Raw genomic sequence first — 15,544 nt, 5'->3', positions numbered from 1 at the left:
CCGGGGGACGATCAAGATCGATCTCGGACCCGCCCGCGCGCCCGCAACGCCGCGTTGGGCAGCTCCGGAGCGGGCAGCGCGGGCGCGGCGTATCCGCGCACGACACCGAAACGCCCTCGCTCGTCGGAGGTTTCGCGGCCCTGCTCCCACTCGGCCCTGGCCTGGGCGACCTCGTCGTGGGTGCGGCCGACGAAGTTCCACCACATGACGATCTCCTCCTCGAACGGCACGCCGCCGAGCAGCATCGCCCGACCGGGGCCGCCTGTCTCGATCGTCACGTCGCCGCCGCCCTGCCCCACGTAGAGCATCTCGCCGGTGCGCACCTCCCGGCCGTCGACCACCAGGTCCGACAGCGCCAGCACCGCGTGCTCGAAGTCCTGCTCGACCGGGAGGCGCATGGTCGCACCGGGGTTGATGGTCAGCTCCGCGCCGACCAGCGGGGTGTAGGTCTTGGCCGGCGACGTCGCGCCGAGCAGCGAACCCATCAGCACCATCACCGAGCCCTCCGGCGTGGTGATCACCGGCAGGTCGCCGTGGTGCTCGAAGTGCGGGGCCACGCCCCGCTCGTCGGCGGGCAACGCGACCCAGAGCTGCACGCCGTGCAGGATCGCCGAGTGATCCGCCGGGGACTCCTCGGAGTGCGAGATGCCCCGACCGGCGGTCATCAGGTTCAGCTGCCCCGGCTCGACGAGCTGCGTGTTGCCCACGCTGTCCCGGTGCAGGACCTGCCCGTCGAGCAGCCAGCTGACGGTCTGCAGGCCGGTGTGCGGGTGCGGCGGGACCTGCATCCCCGCCTGGCCCGAGATGTCCGCCGGACCGTAGAAGTCGGCGAAGCACCAGGCCCCGACCATCCGGCGGTCGCGGTTGGGCAGCGTCCGGCCGACCAGCATCGCGCGCGGGCCGCCGAGCGGAACCTCGCGCGGTCGCAGCAGTTCGGGTTGCGCGGCAGCGGTGGCCACGCCTCCGCAGCGCAGCTCGTCGGGGTCGTTCTCGACATTGCTCACGTCCTCAGCCTCCTCCAGCCGACTCAAGCATGCACAATCATTGTTGAACCATCATCCAACGACGGGAGAGCAGCGGTGAGCACCGAGCCCGAGATCAAGGACAACCCCGACGCGAACCGCTTCGAGGTCCGCGTCGGCGGGGAGCTGGCCGGCTTCGCCGAGTACAAGCTCAAGCCCGGGCAGATCTCGTTCACCCACACCGAGATCGACGACGGCTTCAGCGGTCAGGGCCTGGCGAGCAAGCTGGTGCGCGCCGCGCTGGACGAGGTCCGGGGGCGCGAGCTGGCCGTGCTGCCGTTCTGCCCGTACGTGCGCGGCTGGATCGCCAAGCACCCCGACTACGTCGACCTGGTCCCCGCCGAGCGCCGCGCCGGTTTCGAGCTGTGACACCACGTCCCAGATTGTGAGCCCCGCTAACCACCGGGGCTAGGCTGGCGATCACCACCACCTACGCGATCAGGAGCCGATCCGTGTCCGACATTCCCCCACGTCGCCGACTCGGCCGCAACGGTCCCGAGGTCAGCGCCATCGGCTACGGCGCGATGGGCCTGTCCGGCGTCTACGGCACCGCCGACGACGCCGAATCGGCGAAGCTGCTCAACGAGCTGCTCGACCTCGGGGTGAACTTCCTCGACACCGCCGACGTCTACGGCGACGGCCACAACGAGCAGCTCATCAGCGGACTGCTGGCCGACCGCCGCGACGAGGTCGTGCTGGCCACCAAGTTCGGCGCCAACAAGGAGACCGGCGGCGGCAAGCCCGAGTACGTCCGGCAGGCCGTGGACGCCAGCCTGTCCCGGCTGGGCACCGACCACATCGACCTCTACTACCTGCACCGGCTGGACCGCACCACGCCCATCGAGGACACCGTCGGAGCGATGGCCGAGCTGGTCGCCGAGGGCAAGATCGGCCACATCGGGCTCTCGGAGATCAGCGCCGCGACGTTGCGCCGCGCGCACCAGGTGCACCCGATCACCGCGGTGCAGCAGGAGTACTCGCTGTTCACCCGCGACCCGGAGGCCGAGCTGCTGCCGGCGACCCGCGAGCTGGGCGTGAGCCTGGTGGCCTACTCGCCGCTGGGACGCGGGGTGCTCACCGGCTCGTTCACCAACGCCTCCGACGTGGAGAACCTGGAGGTCCGCAAGAAGCGCTACCCGCGGTTCCAGGAGGAGAGCCTGCAGCGCAACATCGAGCTGACCCGGCCGCTGCGCGAGCACGCGGATCGCCTCGGGATCACCCCGGCGCAGTTGGCGCTGGCGTGGCTGCTGGCCCGGGGCGAGGACGTCCTGCCGATCCCGGGCAGCCGCCGCATCGCGCGCGTGGAGGCCAACGTCCAGGCGGCCCACGTCACCCTCAGCCCGGAGCTCGTCGCGGAGCTGTCCGAGCAGTTCCCGCCCGGCACCGCCGCAGGCGAGCGCTACCACCCGGACGGGATGTCCCGCCTCGACCGCTGACCACCCCGGCCGTGGTGGACGGGCTCACCGGTCCGTCGACCACGGCCGTCACGCGGGCTTGCGCCCCCTCACCGACACCATCGTCGGCCCGTGCACGACGAGCCGGCAGCTCTCGTCGTCGAAGCCGGCGATGACCTCGTCGATCTGCTCGGGCGTGACCAGCCCGGTCGCGATGAGCGGTTCGCGGATTTCGACGATCTGCGTCCGCCAGGCGGGAATCTCCGGGATCCGCCGGGGAAACCCGACCGCCTCGGCATCGACGTCGACCAACCCCGCGGTCTCGAGCAGTCCCGGAAGCCTGATCCCCAGATGGGCGTCGAGCCCGCTCTTCTCCAAGAACTCGACGGAGGCTCCGCCGACCGAGCGCCACGTGTCGTCCGGCGGCGAGCAGGCCGGCAAGGTCCGCATGTCGTACTCCTCGACGAGCAGCGACCCGCCCGGCACCAGTGCCTTGACCAGCTTGTCCAGCACCGCCTGCTCATCAGGCTGGTGGACGAGCACCAACCGCAGATTGATCAGGTCGTAGACCGAGTCACCGAGCGAGCCGGTGCTGATCTCGTGCTCGCGGACCTCGACGTTGGACGCCTCGATCGCTCGCAGCCACGTCGTCTCGAGATCGGTCGCCACCACGTGCCCGGTCGGCCCGACGCGGTCGGCGAGCCATCGCACCACCGTTCCGCTCCCCGCACCGACCTCCAGGCATCGCCAGCCCTCGCCGACGCCGATCTCACCAAGCCTGCGGAACGTCAGCCGGTCCCACACCTGAGCCTGTTCGAGCAGACGCCGATGCTCCCCCGCCTCTGCCGTGTTGAAGATGTATCGCTGAGCAGCCATGCCGCCACGATCCAACCGCCACCTTTCACGGCACCTGCGTCGGTCAGCCGACGGTGGCTCCGAAGAGGACGCCGAGCAGGTAGGTGACCGCTGCGGCTCCCAGGCCGATGGCCAGTTGCCGGAGGGCTCGGGGCAGCGGGGCGGCTCCGGACAGGACGCCGACCGTGGCGCCGGTGAGCATCAGCGCGAGTCCCACCAGCACGACCGAGGCCACGATCGCCACCGCTCCGGTCAGGCCCACGGCGAAGGGCAAGACAGGGATCAGCGCACCGGAGGCGAAGAACGCGAAGCTCGACACGGCCGCCTTCGCACCCGAGCCGACCACCTCGTGGTCGTCCGAGGCCTCCGACGACGCCTCAGCGCCTCGGCCGGTCTCAGGCGTGACGTCGGATTCCTGGTGGGCGTGCGGCAGCGTCGATCGCAACTGCCGCAGCAGGGCGTCGGCGCGGCGCTGCGCCTCGGCCTCCTCCATGCCCCTGGCCCGGTAGACCAGGGCGAGCTCGTTGGCGTCGACGTCGAGGTGCGGGACGACCGCGCGGGCCTGCGGGTCCGGGGTGGCCGCGGCGAGGAGTTCCCGCTGGGAGCGGACCGAGATGTACTCGCCGGCACCCATCGACAGCGCTCCGGCCAGCAGGCCCGCGAACCCGGTCAGCAGCACGACCTCGGACGACAGGTTGCCGCCGATCACGCCCAGGACCAGCGCGAGGTTGCTGACCAGACCGTCGTTGGCGCCGAAGACCGCCGCGCGGAACGACCCCGACACCCGGGCGCGACCGCGCGCGGCCAGGGCGCGCACGACCTCCTCGTGGATCCGCTCGTCGGCCGCCATCGAAGCGGGCACGTCCTGGTCGTAGTGGTACGGCGAGCGGCTTTCGGCGCGCTGGGCCAGCGCGAGGACGAACACCGAGCCGAAGCGGCGCGCCAAGGCGACCAGGAAGCGCATCCGGAACTGGCCGCGCCGCTGCGGGCCGATCTCGTCGCCGAGCAGGTCCTCCCAGTACCGGGCGTGCCGCTCCTCGGCCTCGGCCAGACCGAGCAGGATCTCCCGCTCCTCGCCGCTGCGGCGGGCGGCCAGGCTCCGGTAGACGCGGGCCTCCTCGCGCTCGTCGGCGAGCCGTCGCCGCCAGCGTCGGATCGAACGGCCGTCACTGATCTTGTCCTGCACGCGTGCAGCCTCCCAGCGCCGACACGCGGTCACCACTCGACTCGCCGCTCACCCGTTCCAGGGACGAGCGGCGGAGTCCCCGCGTGGTTGAAACTTCTACGGCATAGTCGGTGGTGTCCGAACCCCCGTGGGAAGACCAGGGAGCGACCACCCATGAGCGAAGCCACCGACCTCGGAAAGCTCACCGGCGACTACACCATCGACCCGGCGCACTCCCGGCTGGGATTCGTCGCCCGGCACGCGATGGTGACCAAGGTGCGCGGGCAGTTCCTCGACGTCGAGGGCGAGATCCGCATCGACGCCGACGACCCGGCCAACTCCACCGGGACCGCGCGGATGAAGACCTCCAGCATCAGCACCGGCCAGGAGCAGCGCGACGAGCACCTGCGCACCGCCGACTTCTTCGACATCGACAACCACCCGGAGATCGTGTTCACCTCCACCGGGGTGCGGCCGCAGGGCGAGAACACCTTCCGCGTCACCGGCGACCTCACGATCAAGGGCACCACCAAGCCGGTCGAGTTCGACCTGGAGTGCACCGGCCAGGCCAAGGACCCCTTCGGCGACGTCCGCGTCGGCTTCGAGGGCGGGCTGCAGGTCAACCGCAAGGACTGGGGCCTGACCTGGAACGCCGCGCTGGAGACCGGCGGCTGGCTGGTCAGCGAGAAGATCACCGTCGAGCTCGACATCTCCGCGGTCAAGAAGGCCTGACGGCACCCGCCGGCGCCGCTGCGGCACACCCGTCCCAGACGTGACACGCGTGACGCCGTCGCGTGACGGCTGGGACGGGTGTGCAAGGTAGGGTTCCTGCGGCGCCGGGCGGACCGACGGAGGCTGATCGCATGAACCGCAAAGCCGTGACCGTGATCGTGATTCTCGTGGTGCTGGTGTGCGGCTCCCTGCTCGTGCGCGATCCCGTCTCGGCCGCTGAGGCGGTCCGCAACGCGGTCACCACCATCGTCGGCGCGGTGACCACCGTCATCGGCTCGCTGACCACCTTCTTCGAGGCCCTCTTCCACTCGAAGTAGCACGAACTCGGCTGCTCGGCACCGCCGAAAGCAGTAGTCTGGGTCGGCAATGTCGTGAATCCGGGACACCTGGGGTCGACATGAGCAAGCTGACCCAGCCGACGAAGCCCGAGAGCAAGCTGTCCCGCTCGGTGGCCGAGGGAGCCGACGAGCTGGACCAGCGGTTCCGCGCGGCACCGGGGATGAGGCGCCAGCTCAACAAGGTCTTCCCCACCAACTGGGGATTCCTGCTCGGCGAGATCGCCCTCTACAGCTTCATCGTCCTGCTGCTGACCGGCACCTACCTCGCGTACTTCTTCGACCCCTCGATGGCCGAGGTGACCTACGACGGCCGGTACACCAACCTGCGCGGCGTCGAGATGTCCCGGGCGTTCGAGAGCACGCTCGACATCTCCTTCGAGGTCAGGGGCGGGATGTTCGCCCGGCAGCTGCACCACTGGGGCGCGCTGATCTTCATGGCCGCGATCGTGGCGCACATGTTCCGGATCTTCTTCACCGGCGCGTTCCGCCGCCCGCGCGAGACGAACTGGCTCATCGGCGTCAGCCTGTTCGTGCTGGGCATGTTCGAGGGCTTCATCGGCTACTCGCTGCCCGACGACCTGCTCTCCGGCACCGGCCTCCGGATCGCCTCCGGCATCCTGCTGTCCATCCCGGTCATCGGCACGTGGCTGCACTGGCTGCTGTTCGGCGCGGAGTTCCCCGGCACCGAGATCATCCCGCGCTTCTACCTGTTCCACGTGTTCCTGCTGCCCGGGATCATCCTCGCGCTCGTGGCGGTCCACTTGGCGATCGTGTGGTACCAGAAGCACACCCAGTACCCGGGCCCCAAGCGCACCGAGTCCAACGTGGTGGGCGTGCGGATCATGCCGGTGTTCGCGGTGAAGGCGACCGGGTTCTTCCTCATCGTCACCGGCGTGCTGGCGGTCATGAGCGGCATCTTCCAGATCAACGCGATCTGGAACTTCGGCCCTTACGTCGCGTCGAAGGTCTCCTCGGCCTCCCAGCCGGACTGGTACATGATGTGGACCGACGGGATGGGCCGGTTGTGGCCGCCGTGGGAGCTCTACCTCGGTCCGTTCACCATCGGATCGCCGTTCTTCCCGCTGATCCTGGGCATGGGCCTGGTGTTCACCGTCGCCGCGATGTACCCGATGCTGGAGCGCAAGCTCAGCGGCGACGACGCGCACCACAACCTGCTGCAGCGGCCGCGCGACAACCCGGTCCGCACCTCGCTGGGCATGATGGCGATCGCGTTCTTCGTCGTCGTGCTCATCTCCGGGATGAACGACATCGTCGCCTTCGTGTTCAACCTGTCGCTGAACATGATGACCTGGGCCGGGCGCGTCGGGGTGCTGGTGCTCCCGCCGCTGGCCTACTACATCACCTACCGGATCTGCATCGGGTTGCAGCGCAGCGACCGCGAGGTGCTGGAGCACGGCGTGGAAACAGGCATCGTCAAGCGGCTCCCGCACGGCGAGTTCATCGAGGTGCACCAGCCGCTCGGCCCGGTCGACGGGCACGGTCACCCGGAACCGCTGGACTACCAGGGCGCGCCGGTGCCCAAGAAGATGAACAAGCTCGGCGCCGCGGGGCACTCCGTCCCCGGCAGCCTGCTGCGGCCCGACCCGCCCGAGGAAACCCGGGCGTTGGAGTCCGCGCAGGAACACGACGAGGAATCGCCGGTGAAATCCGGTCGACCACGCCCGCCCGAAGACTGAGGCCCGCTCCGCGCGAGCCGGTCCGGCGCATAGGGTGCTCGACGTGTCCAACCGGGAACTCGTCGTGCTCGGCACGGCAAGCCAGGCGCCGACCCGCACCCGCAACCACAACGGCTACCTGCTGCGCTGGGACGGTCTGGGGCTGCTGTTCGACCCGGGTGAGGGCACGCAGCGGCAGATGACCTTCGCCGGCGTCAGCGCCAACGACGTCGACCACCTGTGCATCACCCACTTCCACGGTGATCACTGCCTGGGGGTGCCCGGCGTGGTGCACCGGATGTCGAGCGACCGGGTTCGCGGCGCGGTGCACGCGCACTACCCGGCGTCGGGCGCGAAGTTCTTCGGCCACCTGCGCTACGCGGCGGCCTACGACGACACGGTCCAGCTCGACGAGCACCCGATCACCGGCGACGGCACGATCGCGCGAGGTCCGTTCGGATCGTTGCGGGCGGTGCGGCTGGAACACCGCATCGAGGTGTTCGGCTACCGGCTCGAAGAACCCGACGGCCGCCGCATGCTGCCGGACGCGCTGGCGGAGCTGGGCGTGCGCGGACCCGACATCGGCAGGCTCCAGCGGGAGGGATCGGTGCGGGTCGGCGACCGGACCGTGGAGCTGGCGGAGGTCAGCGAGGAGCGACCCGGTCAGCGGTTCGCGTTCGTGATGGACACCCGGCTCTGCGACGGCGTGTTCGAGCTCGCCGACGACGCGGACATGCTGGTGATCGAATCGACCTTCCTCGACCAGGACGCCGACCTGGCGGATCGGTACCGGCACCTGACCGCCGGGCAGGCCGCCCGGGTCGCGGCCGACTGCGGGGTGCGGTGCCTGGTGCTGACCCACTTCTCGCAGCGCTACACCGATCCGCGCCGCTTCCACGACGAGGCGGCTGAGGTCTTCGACGGCACGATCGTCGTCGCGTCCGATCTCGACCGCATCCCGGTCCCGCCGCGCCGCTGACACCGCAACACGCCGTCTCGGATCCGCTGCCGCTGAGGCCGGCGCGCCGTACGGTGTGCGCAAGCGTTTGCCGCCGGATGTGAGGAGCGGGACCGGATGACCAGCGCCGATGTGCTCGTCGATGCGTTCAGCCGGATTCAGGGAGTGGTGCACGAAGCGGTCGTCGGTCTCGACGAGGAGGCGCTGGCGCACCGCATCGACCCCGACTCCAACTCGATCGCCTGGTTGCTGTGGCACCTGGCGCGGGTGCAGGACGATCACATCGCCGACGTCGCCGAGACCGAGCAGGTGTGGCTGGTGCAGAACTGGGCCGCGCGGTTCGGGCTGCCGCTGGACGAGGAGGACACCGGTTACGGCCACGACTCGGATCAGGTCGAGTCGGTGCGCGCCTCCGGTGAGCTGCTGACCGGCTACTACGACGCGGTGCACGAGCAGACGCTGCGGTTCGTCACCGGCCTCGGAGACGCCGACCTGGACGAGATCATCGACGCCAGCTGGTCCCCGCCGGTCACCCTCGGCGTGCGCCTGGTGAGCGTGATCGCCGACGACCTGCAGCACGCCGGCCAGGCCGCGCTGCTCAACGGGTTCCTGCGCCGCGCCCTCTGACGGTGGCGCGGGCCGGCGCTCGTCCCGGACAATCGCGTCATGGCCGAGCGCAAACCTCCCGGGGTCACCTTCGAGTCGTGGGTGGACCGGCAGATCCGCACCGCCCAAGAGCGCGGCGAGTTCGACGACCTGCCCGGTTCGGGCAAGCCGCTGCCGGGGGCCGGGGAGCCGCTGGACGAGCAGTGGTGGATCAAGGAGCAGATCCGCCGCGAGGGTCTCTCCGGTGACGCGCTGCTGCCCACTCCCCTGCGCCTGCGGCGCGAGATCGACCGGCTGCCCGAGACCATCGCCGAGCTGACCAGCGAGCAGGCCGTGCGCGAGGTCGCCGCCGAGCTCAACCGGCGCATCGTCGAGCACCTGCGCTTCCCGGCCGGCCCGCAGATCGCGATCGCACCGGTCAACGTGGACTCGCTGGTCGAGCGCTGGCGGTCGCAACGACCGGCCCCACAGCCTCCCGAAATCCCGAAACCGGCCGCCGCGCAGGCCCCCAAGCCGCGCCGGCGCCGCTGGTTCCGTCGCTGACCTGCGTATTCCCACTGTACGAGCACGCTTTGACGAGGGTCACCGACCCTGATTCCATCTGGTGGCATGGCCTCCGGACCGCTGCTGGTGCAGCGCGCGCACATCGACCTGCTGTGGGTCGCCTCCGCTGCGTGTCCGCGCGGTTGAGCTCTTCCGCTCCCGCCCGCTCACACCCCGCAGCGATGGAGAAACGTGCCATGACGCTGGAACCGACCACAGCGGACTTCGCCCCGGCCGACGCCGGTCTCGTCGAGGTCACCGCTCGATTCGTGGTCACCCGCGAAGACCTGGGTCTCCTGGAGAGGATACTGACCCGCAACGCCGAGCTGCGCGAGGCGATCCCGGCGCAGTCCACGGTGGACGCCGCTCCGGTGGAGTCGCCGACGCTGCGAATCCTGGTCGCCGCCAGGCAGATCGTCCGCCCGGACGGCACCCACATCCGCTTCACGCGGCTGGAGTTCGACCTGCTGCTGTTCCTGGCCCGCAACCCCGGACGGGTGCACCACCGCAACACGCTGCTGGCGGCGGTGTGGGACTTCTCCAGCGAACCCCGCACGCGCACGGTCGACGTCCACGTCCGCCGGATCCGCAACAAGCTCGGTCCCGAGATGGATCTCATCACGACGGTGCGCGGCGTCGGATATCGACTCGATCACGCCGAGCGCATCCGAATCATCACCGACTAGACCGATCGCGTTGACCCCGACCAGCGATCGCGCAATCCTGGTGAAGTTTCGTCGGCGAACTGAATCCGGGTGGGGACATGAGCGTGGTGATCGGCGTCCTGGTGCACACGCGGCACCAGGAGGTCTTCCGCCAGGCAGCGAGCACCGTCTCCGGCGTGACCCTGCGCTGGGCCATCTGCGGGGAACCCGCCCAGGCCGGGGACCGATTACGGGAACTGCTCGCCTCGCCGGGGGTGAACGGGCTGCTCATCGGCCCGCGCTCCTACGAGGCCGTGCGCGGTGAGGTCCCGGAGGACCTGCCGATGGCCGTGGCTCGGCCGAGCTCGCTCGAGCTGGCCCTGGCGGTCGCCAGGATGCGCAGCGACTACCCCGAGCACCGCAGGGCCAGCATCGACACCTTCGACCACCACGTGATCCAGGAGGTCGCCACCACGCTCGGCGTCCGCCACTCCGCGCTCCCGTACGCCACGGGACAGCCGATCGCGGAGATCGTGGACCACCACCGCGCGGCGCTGCGCAACGGCGGCGTGGTGATCACCCCGCGCCTGGAGGTCGCGGAGGCGCTGCGCGCGGAGGCACCGGTGGTCGACACCGACCTGCTGGCGGCATCCGTGCGCGCCGAGCTGCAGGACCTGCTGCTGCGGGTGAAGGCCGGTCAGGCCGAGGATTCCCGCTTCGCCGCCGGGGTCTTCCAGGTCCGCGACGGTGAGGACGTCGAGCGCGCGCGGGCGGGGTTGCGCGAGATCCTGCTGCAGGACCCGCACTTGGCCGGTTCCTGGGTGGAGAACCGCGGCAAGCGCGGACTGGTCCTGTTCGCCCACAAGGCACTGCTGGAGCGCGCGACCGCGGGCTGGCAGGTGGTTCCCGCACTGCAGCAGGCCGAGCGCAGCATGGACGTGCGCATCGCCGCCGGTTTCGGCCTGGGCGCTTCGGTGCGCGCCGGGATCTCGCTCGCCGAGCGCGCGGCGGTGCGCGCCGAGGCCGAGCCGCACTCGTGCGGGTTCGTCATCGAGGACAGCGGCATCATCATCGGACCGATCGGTGGTGGCGGACGGCGCACCGAGTTCGCCTACCGGGACCACAGCGCCGAGCTGGAGCGGACGGCCCGCGAGGTCGGGTTGAGTCCGACGACGCTGTCCCGCCTGGTGTCGCTGGAGCGCGAGTTGGGCGGGCGCGCGGTCTCGCCCAGCGAGCTGGCCACCTTGCTCGGCATCACCGACCCGAGCGGGAGGCGGCTGATCCGCAAGCTCGGCACCGCCGAACTGGTCACCTCCGAGGGCAGCGCGCAACCCACCCGGCGCGGCCGTCCGACCCGCCTCTACCGGCTGCGCGTCGGCGAAGCCCTGGGCCAATCCGGCACCGCCCTCGACTAGTCCCGCTCAGTCCGACCGGATGTGCCACTGCGCGGTGTCGCATTGACCGTCGTCGTTGTTGCCGACTGCGGCGTCCCGGCGGCGACGGCTACGACGTCGCGCCGCGACGCGACATCGCACTGCCCGCGGCCGTTGTCTCCGGCGGCGAGCACCCAGCCGTCCTGCGGCGGGCTCTGGGCGGGTGAGTTCGGCAAGAGGTTGACAAGTTTGCGCAAGGTTGGTCAAGATCTGCTCTGCCCGGCGCACCGCCGGGGTGCGACGGAGCGGAGGGGCGATGGCGCCGACCTTGACCGACGTGGCGAAACGCGCCGACGTCGCGCTGTCCACGGCCTCGCGCGCCTTCAGCGACCCGCAGCGGCTCGGCCCGGACACCTTGCGCAAGGTGCTCGACGCGGCCCAGGAGCTGGGCTACCAGACCGCCAAGCCCGCCGAGGCGCAGGTCGCCGGTTCCACGGTGGCGATGGTCGTGCCCGACATCGCCAACCCCGTCTACGGCACGCTGGTCAAGGCGGCGCAGGGCGAAGGCCGCAGGCGCAGGCACACCCTGGTGCTCCACGACACCGACCGCGACCCGGAGCGCGAACGCGAGGCCATCGCGCACCTGCGCAGCCAGGTCTCGGCCATCGTGCTGTGCTCGTCGCGGCTGCCGGCCGACGAGCTCGTCGAGCTGTGCGGGTCGACGCCGTCAGTGCTGATCAACCAGGAGCACGACGCCGTCGACTGCGTGCTCGCCGACGCTGGCGACGGCCTGCGCCAGGCCGTCGACTACCTCGCCGCGCTGGGCCACGAGCGCATCGCGTTCGTCTCCGGCTCCACCCACTCCTGGTCCAGCCCCCGCCGCGTGCGACTCGTCGAAGCCCTCGCCGCCGAGGCCGGCATCGCGCTGCACGTGCTGGACTGGCACGCCGAGACCGTCGCCGCCGGAACGGCCGTGGCCGCCAGCGTGCTGGCCACCGGCGCATCGGCGGTGATCACCCACAACGACCTGGTCGCCTTCGGCGTGATCAAGGGCGCTCGCGCGCTGGGCGTGCAGGTCCCCGACGGGCTCAGCGTCATCGGCATCGACGACGTGGCGCTCACCGAGGTCTCCCGGCCGTCGCTGACCTCCATCTCCATCCCGTGGTCCAAGGCGGGATCGATGAGCATGGAGCTGCTCGGCCCGATCCTGGGCGGCCACCGCCCGCCGCCGCGCAAGCACCTGCTGCCCGCGCACCTGGTCGTGCGCGACTCGACCGCTCCCGCCGCCCGCCGGCCCGCCTGATTGGTTCGCCATGCAACGACTCAACGCGTCCACCACGCCCGTCTCCGCCCTGCAGCACCACCGCTCGCTGGGCGCGCCGGGCATCGTCCACCTGGGACTCGGCAACTTCCACCGCGCGCACCAGGCCGTGCACACCGCCCGCGCGCTGGAGCACACCGAGGGGCCGTGGGCGATCGTCGGCGTGGCCAACTCCTCGGCGGCGATCGCCGAGGCCATGCGGGAGCAGGACATGCGCTACGGGGTCGTGGAGATCTCCCCGGAGCGCACCGAGGTCGGCGTCCCGGCCGTGCACAGCGACGTGCTGGTCGCCGCGCAGCAGCCGGACGCCGTGCTGGACGCGCTGTCGGCGCACGAGACCCGCATCGTCACGCTGACGATCACCGAGAAGGGCTACAGCTACTCGCCGCGCACCAAGTCCCTCGACCTCGACGACCCGGGGATCCGAGCCGACCTGGCCGGTGGCGCACCGCGCACCACCATCGGCCGGCTGGCCCGCGCGCTCCAGCGCCGCGCGGCCACGCACGCCTCGCCGGTGGCGATCCTGAGCTGCGACAACCTCACCGGCAACGGTGAGCTCACCGGGCGCCTGGTGCGCGAGTTCGCCGAGGCCCTGCCCGCCGCCGAGCGCGAAGACCTGCTCGCCTACCTGCGCGGATCGGTCAGCTTCCCGAACGGGATGGTCGACCGGATCGTGCCGGCGACCACCGACGCCTACCGCCAGGCCGTCGCCGACCGGCTCGGCCTGCGCGACGAGGCCCCGGTGCCCGCCGAACCGTTCAGCATGTGGGTGCTGGAGGACCACTTCGCCGCCGGACGTCCGGCCTGGGAGCACGGCGGGGTCACCTTCACCGACGACGTCGAGCCCTACGAGCTGATGAAGCTGCGGCTGCTCAACGGCACGCACTCGCTCATCGCCTACCTGGGCGCGCTCGACGGCTGCGACCTCATCGCCGAGGCGATCGCCCGGCCGCACATCGCCGAGGCCGCGCGGCGGCTGATGCGCGCCGACTACCTCCCGACGCTGACGATGCCCGCCGACATCGACTTCGAGGACTACTCCGCCCAGCTGTTCACGCGCTGGAGCAACAGCGCGCTGGGCCACCGCACCCGGCAGGTCGGCTCCGACGGCTCGACCAAGCTCGCCCAGCGCGTCCCGGAACCGGCCGCGCTGCACCTCAAGGCCGGTCGGGTGCCGCAGCACCTCGCGCTGAGCGTGGCCGCCTACCTGCGCTGCACCACCGCGCCCGGGACCACCGAGCACACCGCGGCGATGGTGGATCCGGGCGCCGAGGCGCTGCGCACCGCGCGCGCGAACGCCTCCGGCACGCGCGAGTTCGTCGCCGCCGCTCTGCGCGACGGACTGCTCGGCGACGAACTCGCCGCGCACCAGGAGTTCCAGGCGCGGGTCGCCGAGCTCGTCGACGTGCTCGGCTCCCACGGGGTCGCCGCGGCGACCGAAGAAGCCCTGCAAGCCAACGGATAACGGACCGCACGACGAGATTGCGTGGACCCATGAGCGAACAAAGAAGTTCCACTGCGGACACCACCGAAACCCCTCCCGACCCCAAGGCCGTGCGGCGCGCGGCGTGGGCAGGGCTGATCGGCACGACGCTGGAGCAGTACGACTTCGTCATCTACGGCACCGCGTCGGCGCTGATCTTCAGCAAGCTGTTCTTCCCGAACATCTCGCCGGTCGCCGGGATCCTGGCCTCCTTCAGCGCCTACGCGGTCGGGTTCGCCGCGCGGCCGCTGGGCGGGCTGATCTTCTCCCGCTTCGGTGACCGGCTGGGCCGCAAGTGGGTCCTGGTGGCCACGCTGCTGCTGATGGGCGGGTCCACGCTGGCCATCGGCCTGCTGCCCACCTATTCGCAGGTGGGGCTCTTAGCGCCGATCCTGCTGGTCGCGTGCCGGTTCTTCCAGGGCATGGGCGCCGGTGCCGAGCAGGCCGGTGGCGCCACGCTGCTCACCGAGACCGCGGGCAGGGGCAAGCGCGGCGCGCTGGCGTCGCTGGTGATGACCGGTGCCGCGCTGGGCACCGCGCTCGGAGCGGTCGCGTGGATCCTCGCCCAGTCGCTGCCCGAGGACGCCTTGATGAGCTGGGGCTGGCGGCTGGTGTTCGGCAGCAGCCTGCTGGTCACGATCGCCGCGCTGATCATCCGGCGCAAGCTCAACGAGAGCCCGGTGTTCCAGGAGCTCAAGGAGCAGGTCGGCGAGACGAAGGCGCCGGTCGCCGAGACGTTCCGCAAGGGCCGCAAGCCTCTGCTGCTGGCGTTCTTCCTCAACGTCGGTTCCAACGCCCAGTCCTACACCTACCAGGTGTTCATGGCCTCCTACCTGGTCTCCGCGGTCGGGGTGGACAAGGCGTTCGTGCCGAAGGTGCTGCTGCTGGGCGCGATCTGCGGCGGCATCGCCGCCTTCGGGTTCGGCGCGCTGTCCGACGTGGTCGGCCGCAGGAGCGTCTACTCCACCATCATGGGCGCGCTGGTGCTGCTGCCGGTGCCGACGTTCATCGCGCTCAACACCGGCTCGCCGGTGGCGATCACGGTGGCGATCGTGCTCGGGTTCATCCTGGCCTGCCACGGTTCGGTCGGCGTCCAGATGAGCTACTTCCCGGAGCTGTTCGGCAACCGCTACCGCTACGCGGGCGTGGCCCTGGGCCGCGAGTTCTCCTCGGTCGTCGGCGGTGGCGTCGCGCCGCTGATCTGCGCGGGGCTGATGGCCGCGTTCGGCGGATCGTGGGTCCCGGTCGCGATCTACATGATGGTGATGATGGCGATCAGCTTCATCGCCTCCCTCCTCGCCCCGGAGACCAAGGACCGCGACCTCAACGTCGCCCACGACGCGATCTGAGACGTGCACCCGGAGCGGGCATCGGCCACGCGGCCGATGCCCGCTCCGCCGCATCGTCCGCGCGGCTGATCCGGCGGGGAACCCG

The 15,544-nt window shown here is 70.9% G+C and carries 16 protein-coding genes; 13 read left to right on the top strand and 3 right to left on the bottom strand.

Going from position 1 to position 15,544, the window contains the following annotated elements:
- Window positions 1-11 precede the first annotated feature (11 nt).
- Window positions 12-1,004 carry a pirin family protein gene (locus KBO27_RS08705; RefSeq protein WP_210969464.1) on the bottom strand — a complete coding sequence of 331 codons (993 nt, stop codon included), beginning with the start codon at window positions 1,002-1,004 and terminating at the stop codon, window positions 12-14.
- Window positions 1,005-1,079: 75 nt separating this feature from the next.
- Here KBO27_RS08705 and KBO27_RS34170 point away from each other — a divergent pair, with 75 nt between their 5' ends.
- Window positions 1,080-1,391, top strand: coding sequence for a GNAT family N-acetyltransferase (locus tag KBO27_RS34170; RefSeq protein WP_210969463.1), 312 nt, complete (start codon window positions 1,080-1,082; stop codon window positions 1,389-1,391).
- Between the two features lie 83 nt (window positions 1,392-1,474).
- The gene (locus KBO27_RS08695) at window positions 1,475-2,458 is read left to right on the top strand and encodes an aldo/keto reductase (RefSeq protein WP_307870298.1); all 984 of its coding nucleotides are present in this window, start codon (window positions 1,475-1,477) and stop codon (window positions 2,456-2,458) included.
- A gap of 48 nt (window positions 2,459-2,506) precedes the next feature.
- Here KBO27_RS08695 and KBO27_RS08690 read toward each other — a convergent pair whose 3' ends face one another.
- The gene (locus KBO27_RS08690) at window positions 2,507-3,292 is read right to left on the bottom strand and encodes a methyltransferase (protein ID WP_210969462.1); all 786 of its coding nucleotides are present in this window, start codon (window positions 3,290-3,292) and stop codon (window positions 2,507-2,509) included.
- Between the two features lie 43 nt (window positions 3,293-3,335).
- Entirely contained in the window at window positions 3,336-4,457 is a 1,122-nt protein-coding gene (locus KBO27_RS08685) for a VIT1/CCC1 transporter family protein (RefSeq protein ID WP_210969461.1), read from the bottom strand.
- 153 nt (window positions 4,458-4,610) lie between these two features.
- Between KBO27_RS08685 and KBO27_RS08680 the strand changes: the two genes are divergently transcribed.
- The 11 genes from KBO27_RS08680 (at window position 4,611) to KBO27_RS08630 (ending at window position 15,459) form a co-directional block, all read left to right on the top strand.
- The gene (locus tag KBO27_RS08680; RefSeq protein ID WP_210969460.1) at window positions 4,611-5,168 is read left to right on the top strand and encodes a YceI family protein; all 558 of its coding nucleotides are present in this window, start codon (window positions 4,611-4,613) and stop codon (window positions 5,166-5,168) included.
- Between the two features lie 131 nt (window positions 5,169-5,299).
- On the top strand, window positions 5,300-5,485 hold the full coding sequence (locus KBO27_RS08675; RefSeq protein ID WP_210969459.1) for a hypothetical protein: 186 nt from the start codon (window positions 5,300-5,302) through the stop codon (window positions 5,483-5,485).
- An 80-nt stretch (window positions 5,486-5,565) separates the two neighbouring features.
- Window positions 5,566-7,203, top strand: coding sequence for a cytochrome bc1 complex cytochrome b subunit (gene qcrB / locus KBO27_RS08670; protein WP_210969458.1), 1,638 nt, complete (start codon window positions 5,566-5,568; stop codon window positions 7,201-7,203).
- A 43-nt stretch (window positions 7,204-7,246) separates the two neighbouring features.
- Window positions 7,247-8,161 (top strand): ribonuclease Z, encoded by a 915-nt coding sequence (locus KBO27_RS08665; protein ID WP_210969457.1) that lies wholly within the window; start codon window positions 7,247-7,249, stop codon window positions 8,159-8,161.
- 96 nt (window positions 8,162-8,257) lie between these two features.
- The gene (locus tag KBO27_RS08660) at window positions 8,258-8,767 is read left to right on the top strand and encodes a mycothiol transferase (RefSeq protein ID WP_210969456.1); all 510 of its coding nucleotides are present in this window, start codon (window positions 8,258-8,260) and stop codon (window positions 8,765-8,767) included.
- Between the two features lie 39 nt (window positions 8,768-8,806).
- Window positions 8,807-9,289, top strand: coding sequence for a DnaJ family domain-containing protein (locus KBO27_RS08655; RefSeq protein ID WP_210969455.1), 483 nt, complete (start codon window positions 8,807-8,809; stop codon window positions 9,287-9,289).
- 197 nt (window positions 9,290-9,486) lie between these two features.
- Window positions 9,487-9,975, top strand: a complete 489-nt coding sequence (locus tag KBO27_RS34165) for a winged helix-turn-helix domain-containing protein (RefSeq protein ID WP_281420682.1) — start codon at window positions 9,487-9,489, stop codon at window positions 9,973-9,975.
- A 77-nt stretch (window positions 9,976-10,052) separates the two neighbouring features.
- Window positions 10,053-11,348 carry a hypothetical protein gene (locus KBO27_RS08645; protein ID WP_210969453.1) on the top strand — a complete coding sequence of 432 codons (1,296 nt, stop codon included), beginning with the start codon at window positions 10,053-10,055 and terminating at the stop codon, window positions 11,346-11,348.
- A gap of 274 nt (window positions 11,349-11,622) precedes the next feature.
- Window positions 11,623-12,609 (top strand): LacI family DNA-binding transcriptional regulator, encoded by a 987-nt coding sequence (locus tag KBO27_RS08640; RefSeq protein WP_210969452.1) that lies wholly within the window; start codon window positions 11,623-11,625, stop codon window positions 12,607-12,609.
- Between the two features lie 10 nt (window positions 12,610-12,619).
- A complete protein-coding gene (locus KBO27_RS08635) occupies window positions 12,620-14,092 on the top strand; it encodes a mannitol dehydrogenase family protein (protein ID WP_210969451.1) in 1,473 nt (490 codons plus the stop codon).
- 29 nt (window positions 14,093-14,121) lie between these two features.
- Window positions 14,122-15,459, top strand: coding sequence for an MFS transporter (locus KBO27_RS08630; RefSeq protein WP_210969450.1), 1,338 nt, complete (start codon window positions 14,122-14,124; stop codon window positions 15,457-15,459).
- Window positions 15,460-15,544 lie beyond the last annotated feature (85 nt).

This window comes from Saccharopolyspora endophytica (assembly GCF_018070075.1).
Taxonomy (GTDB): domain Bacteria; phylum Actinomycetota; class Actinomycetes; order Mycobacteriales; family Pseudonocardiaceae; genus Saccharopolyspora; species Saccharopolyspora endophytica.
Note: the sequence above shows the minus strand (reverse complement) of the source record. Positions and strands in the feature narration are given on the sequence as shown.

What these genes read in the sequence shown, in the direction of transcription:
- KBO27_RS08635 (WP_210969451.1), top strand. Translation starts at nt 12,620, where the DNA reads ATGCAACGACTCAACGCGTCCACCACGCCCGTCTCCGCCCTGCAGCAC.
- qcrB (WP_210969458.1), top strand. Translation starts at nt 5,566, where the DNA reads ATGAGCAAGCTGACCCAGCCGACGAAGCCCGAGAGCAAGCTGTCCCGC.
- KBO27_RS08630 (WP_210969450.1), top strand. Translation starts at nt 14,122, where the DNA reads ATGAGCGAACAAAGAAGTTCCACTGCGGACACCACCGAAACCCCTCCC.
- KBO27_RS08690 (WP_210969462.1), bottom strand. Translation starts at nt 3,292, where the DNA reads ATGGCTGCTCAGCGATACATCTTCAACACGGCAGAGGCGGGGGAGCAT.
- KBO27_RS34165 (WP_281420682.1), top strand. Translation starts at nt 9,487, where the DNA reads ATGACGCTGGAACCGACCACAGCGGACTTCGCCCCGGCCGACGCCGGT.
- KBO27_RS08675 (WP_210969459.1), top strand. Translation starts at nt 5,300, where the DNA reads ATGAACCGCAAAGCCGTGACCGTGATCGTGATTCTCGTGGTGCTGGTG.
- KBO27_RS08655 (WP_210969455.1), top strand. Translation starts at nt 8,807, where the DNA reads ATGGCCGAGCGCAAACCTCCCGGGGTCACCTTCGAGTCGTGGGTGGAC.
- KBO27_RS08660 (WP_210969456.1), top strand. Translation starts at nt 8,258, where the DNA reads ATGACCAGCGCCGATGTGCTCGTCGATGCGTTCAGCCGGATTCAGGGA.
- KBO27_RS08640 (WP_210969452.1), top strand. Translation starts at nt 11,623, where the DNA reads ATGGCGCCGACCTTGACCGACGTGGCGAAACGCGCCGACGTCGCGCTG.
- KBO27_RS08645 (WP_210969453.1), top strand. Translation starts at nt 10,053, where the DNA reads ATGAGCGTGGTGATCGGCGTCCTGGTGCACACGCGGCACCAGGAGGTC.
- KBO27_RS08680 (WP_210969460.1), top strand. Translation starts at nt 4,611, where the DNA reads ATGAGCGAAGCCACCGACCTCGGAAAGCTCACCGGCGACTACACCATC.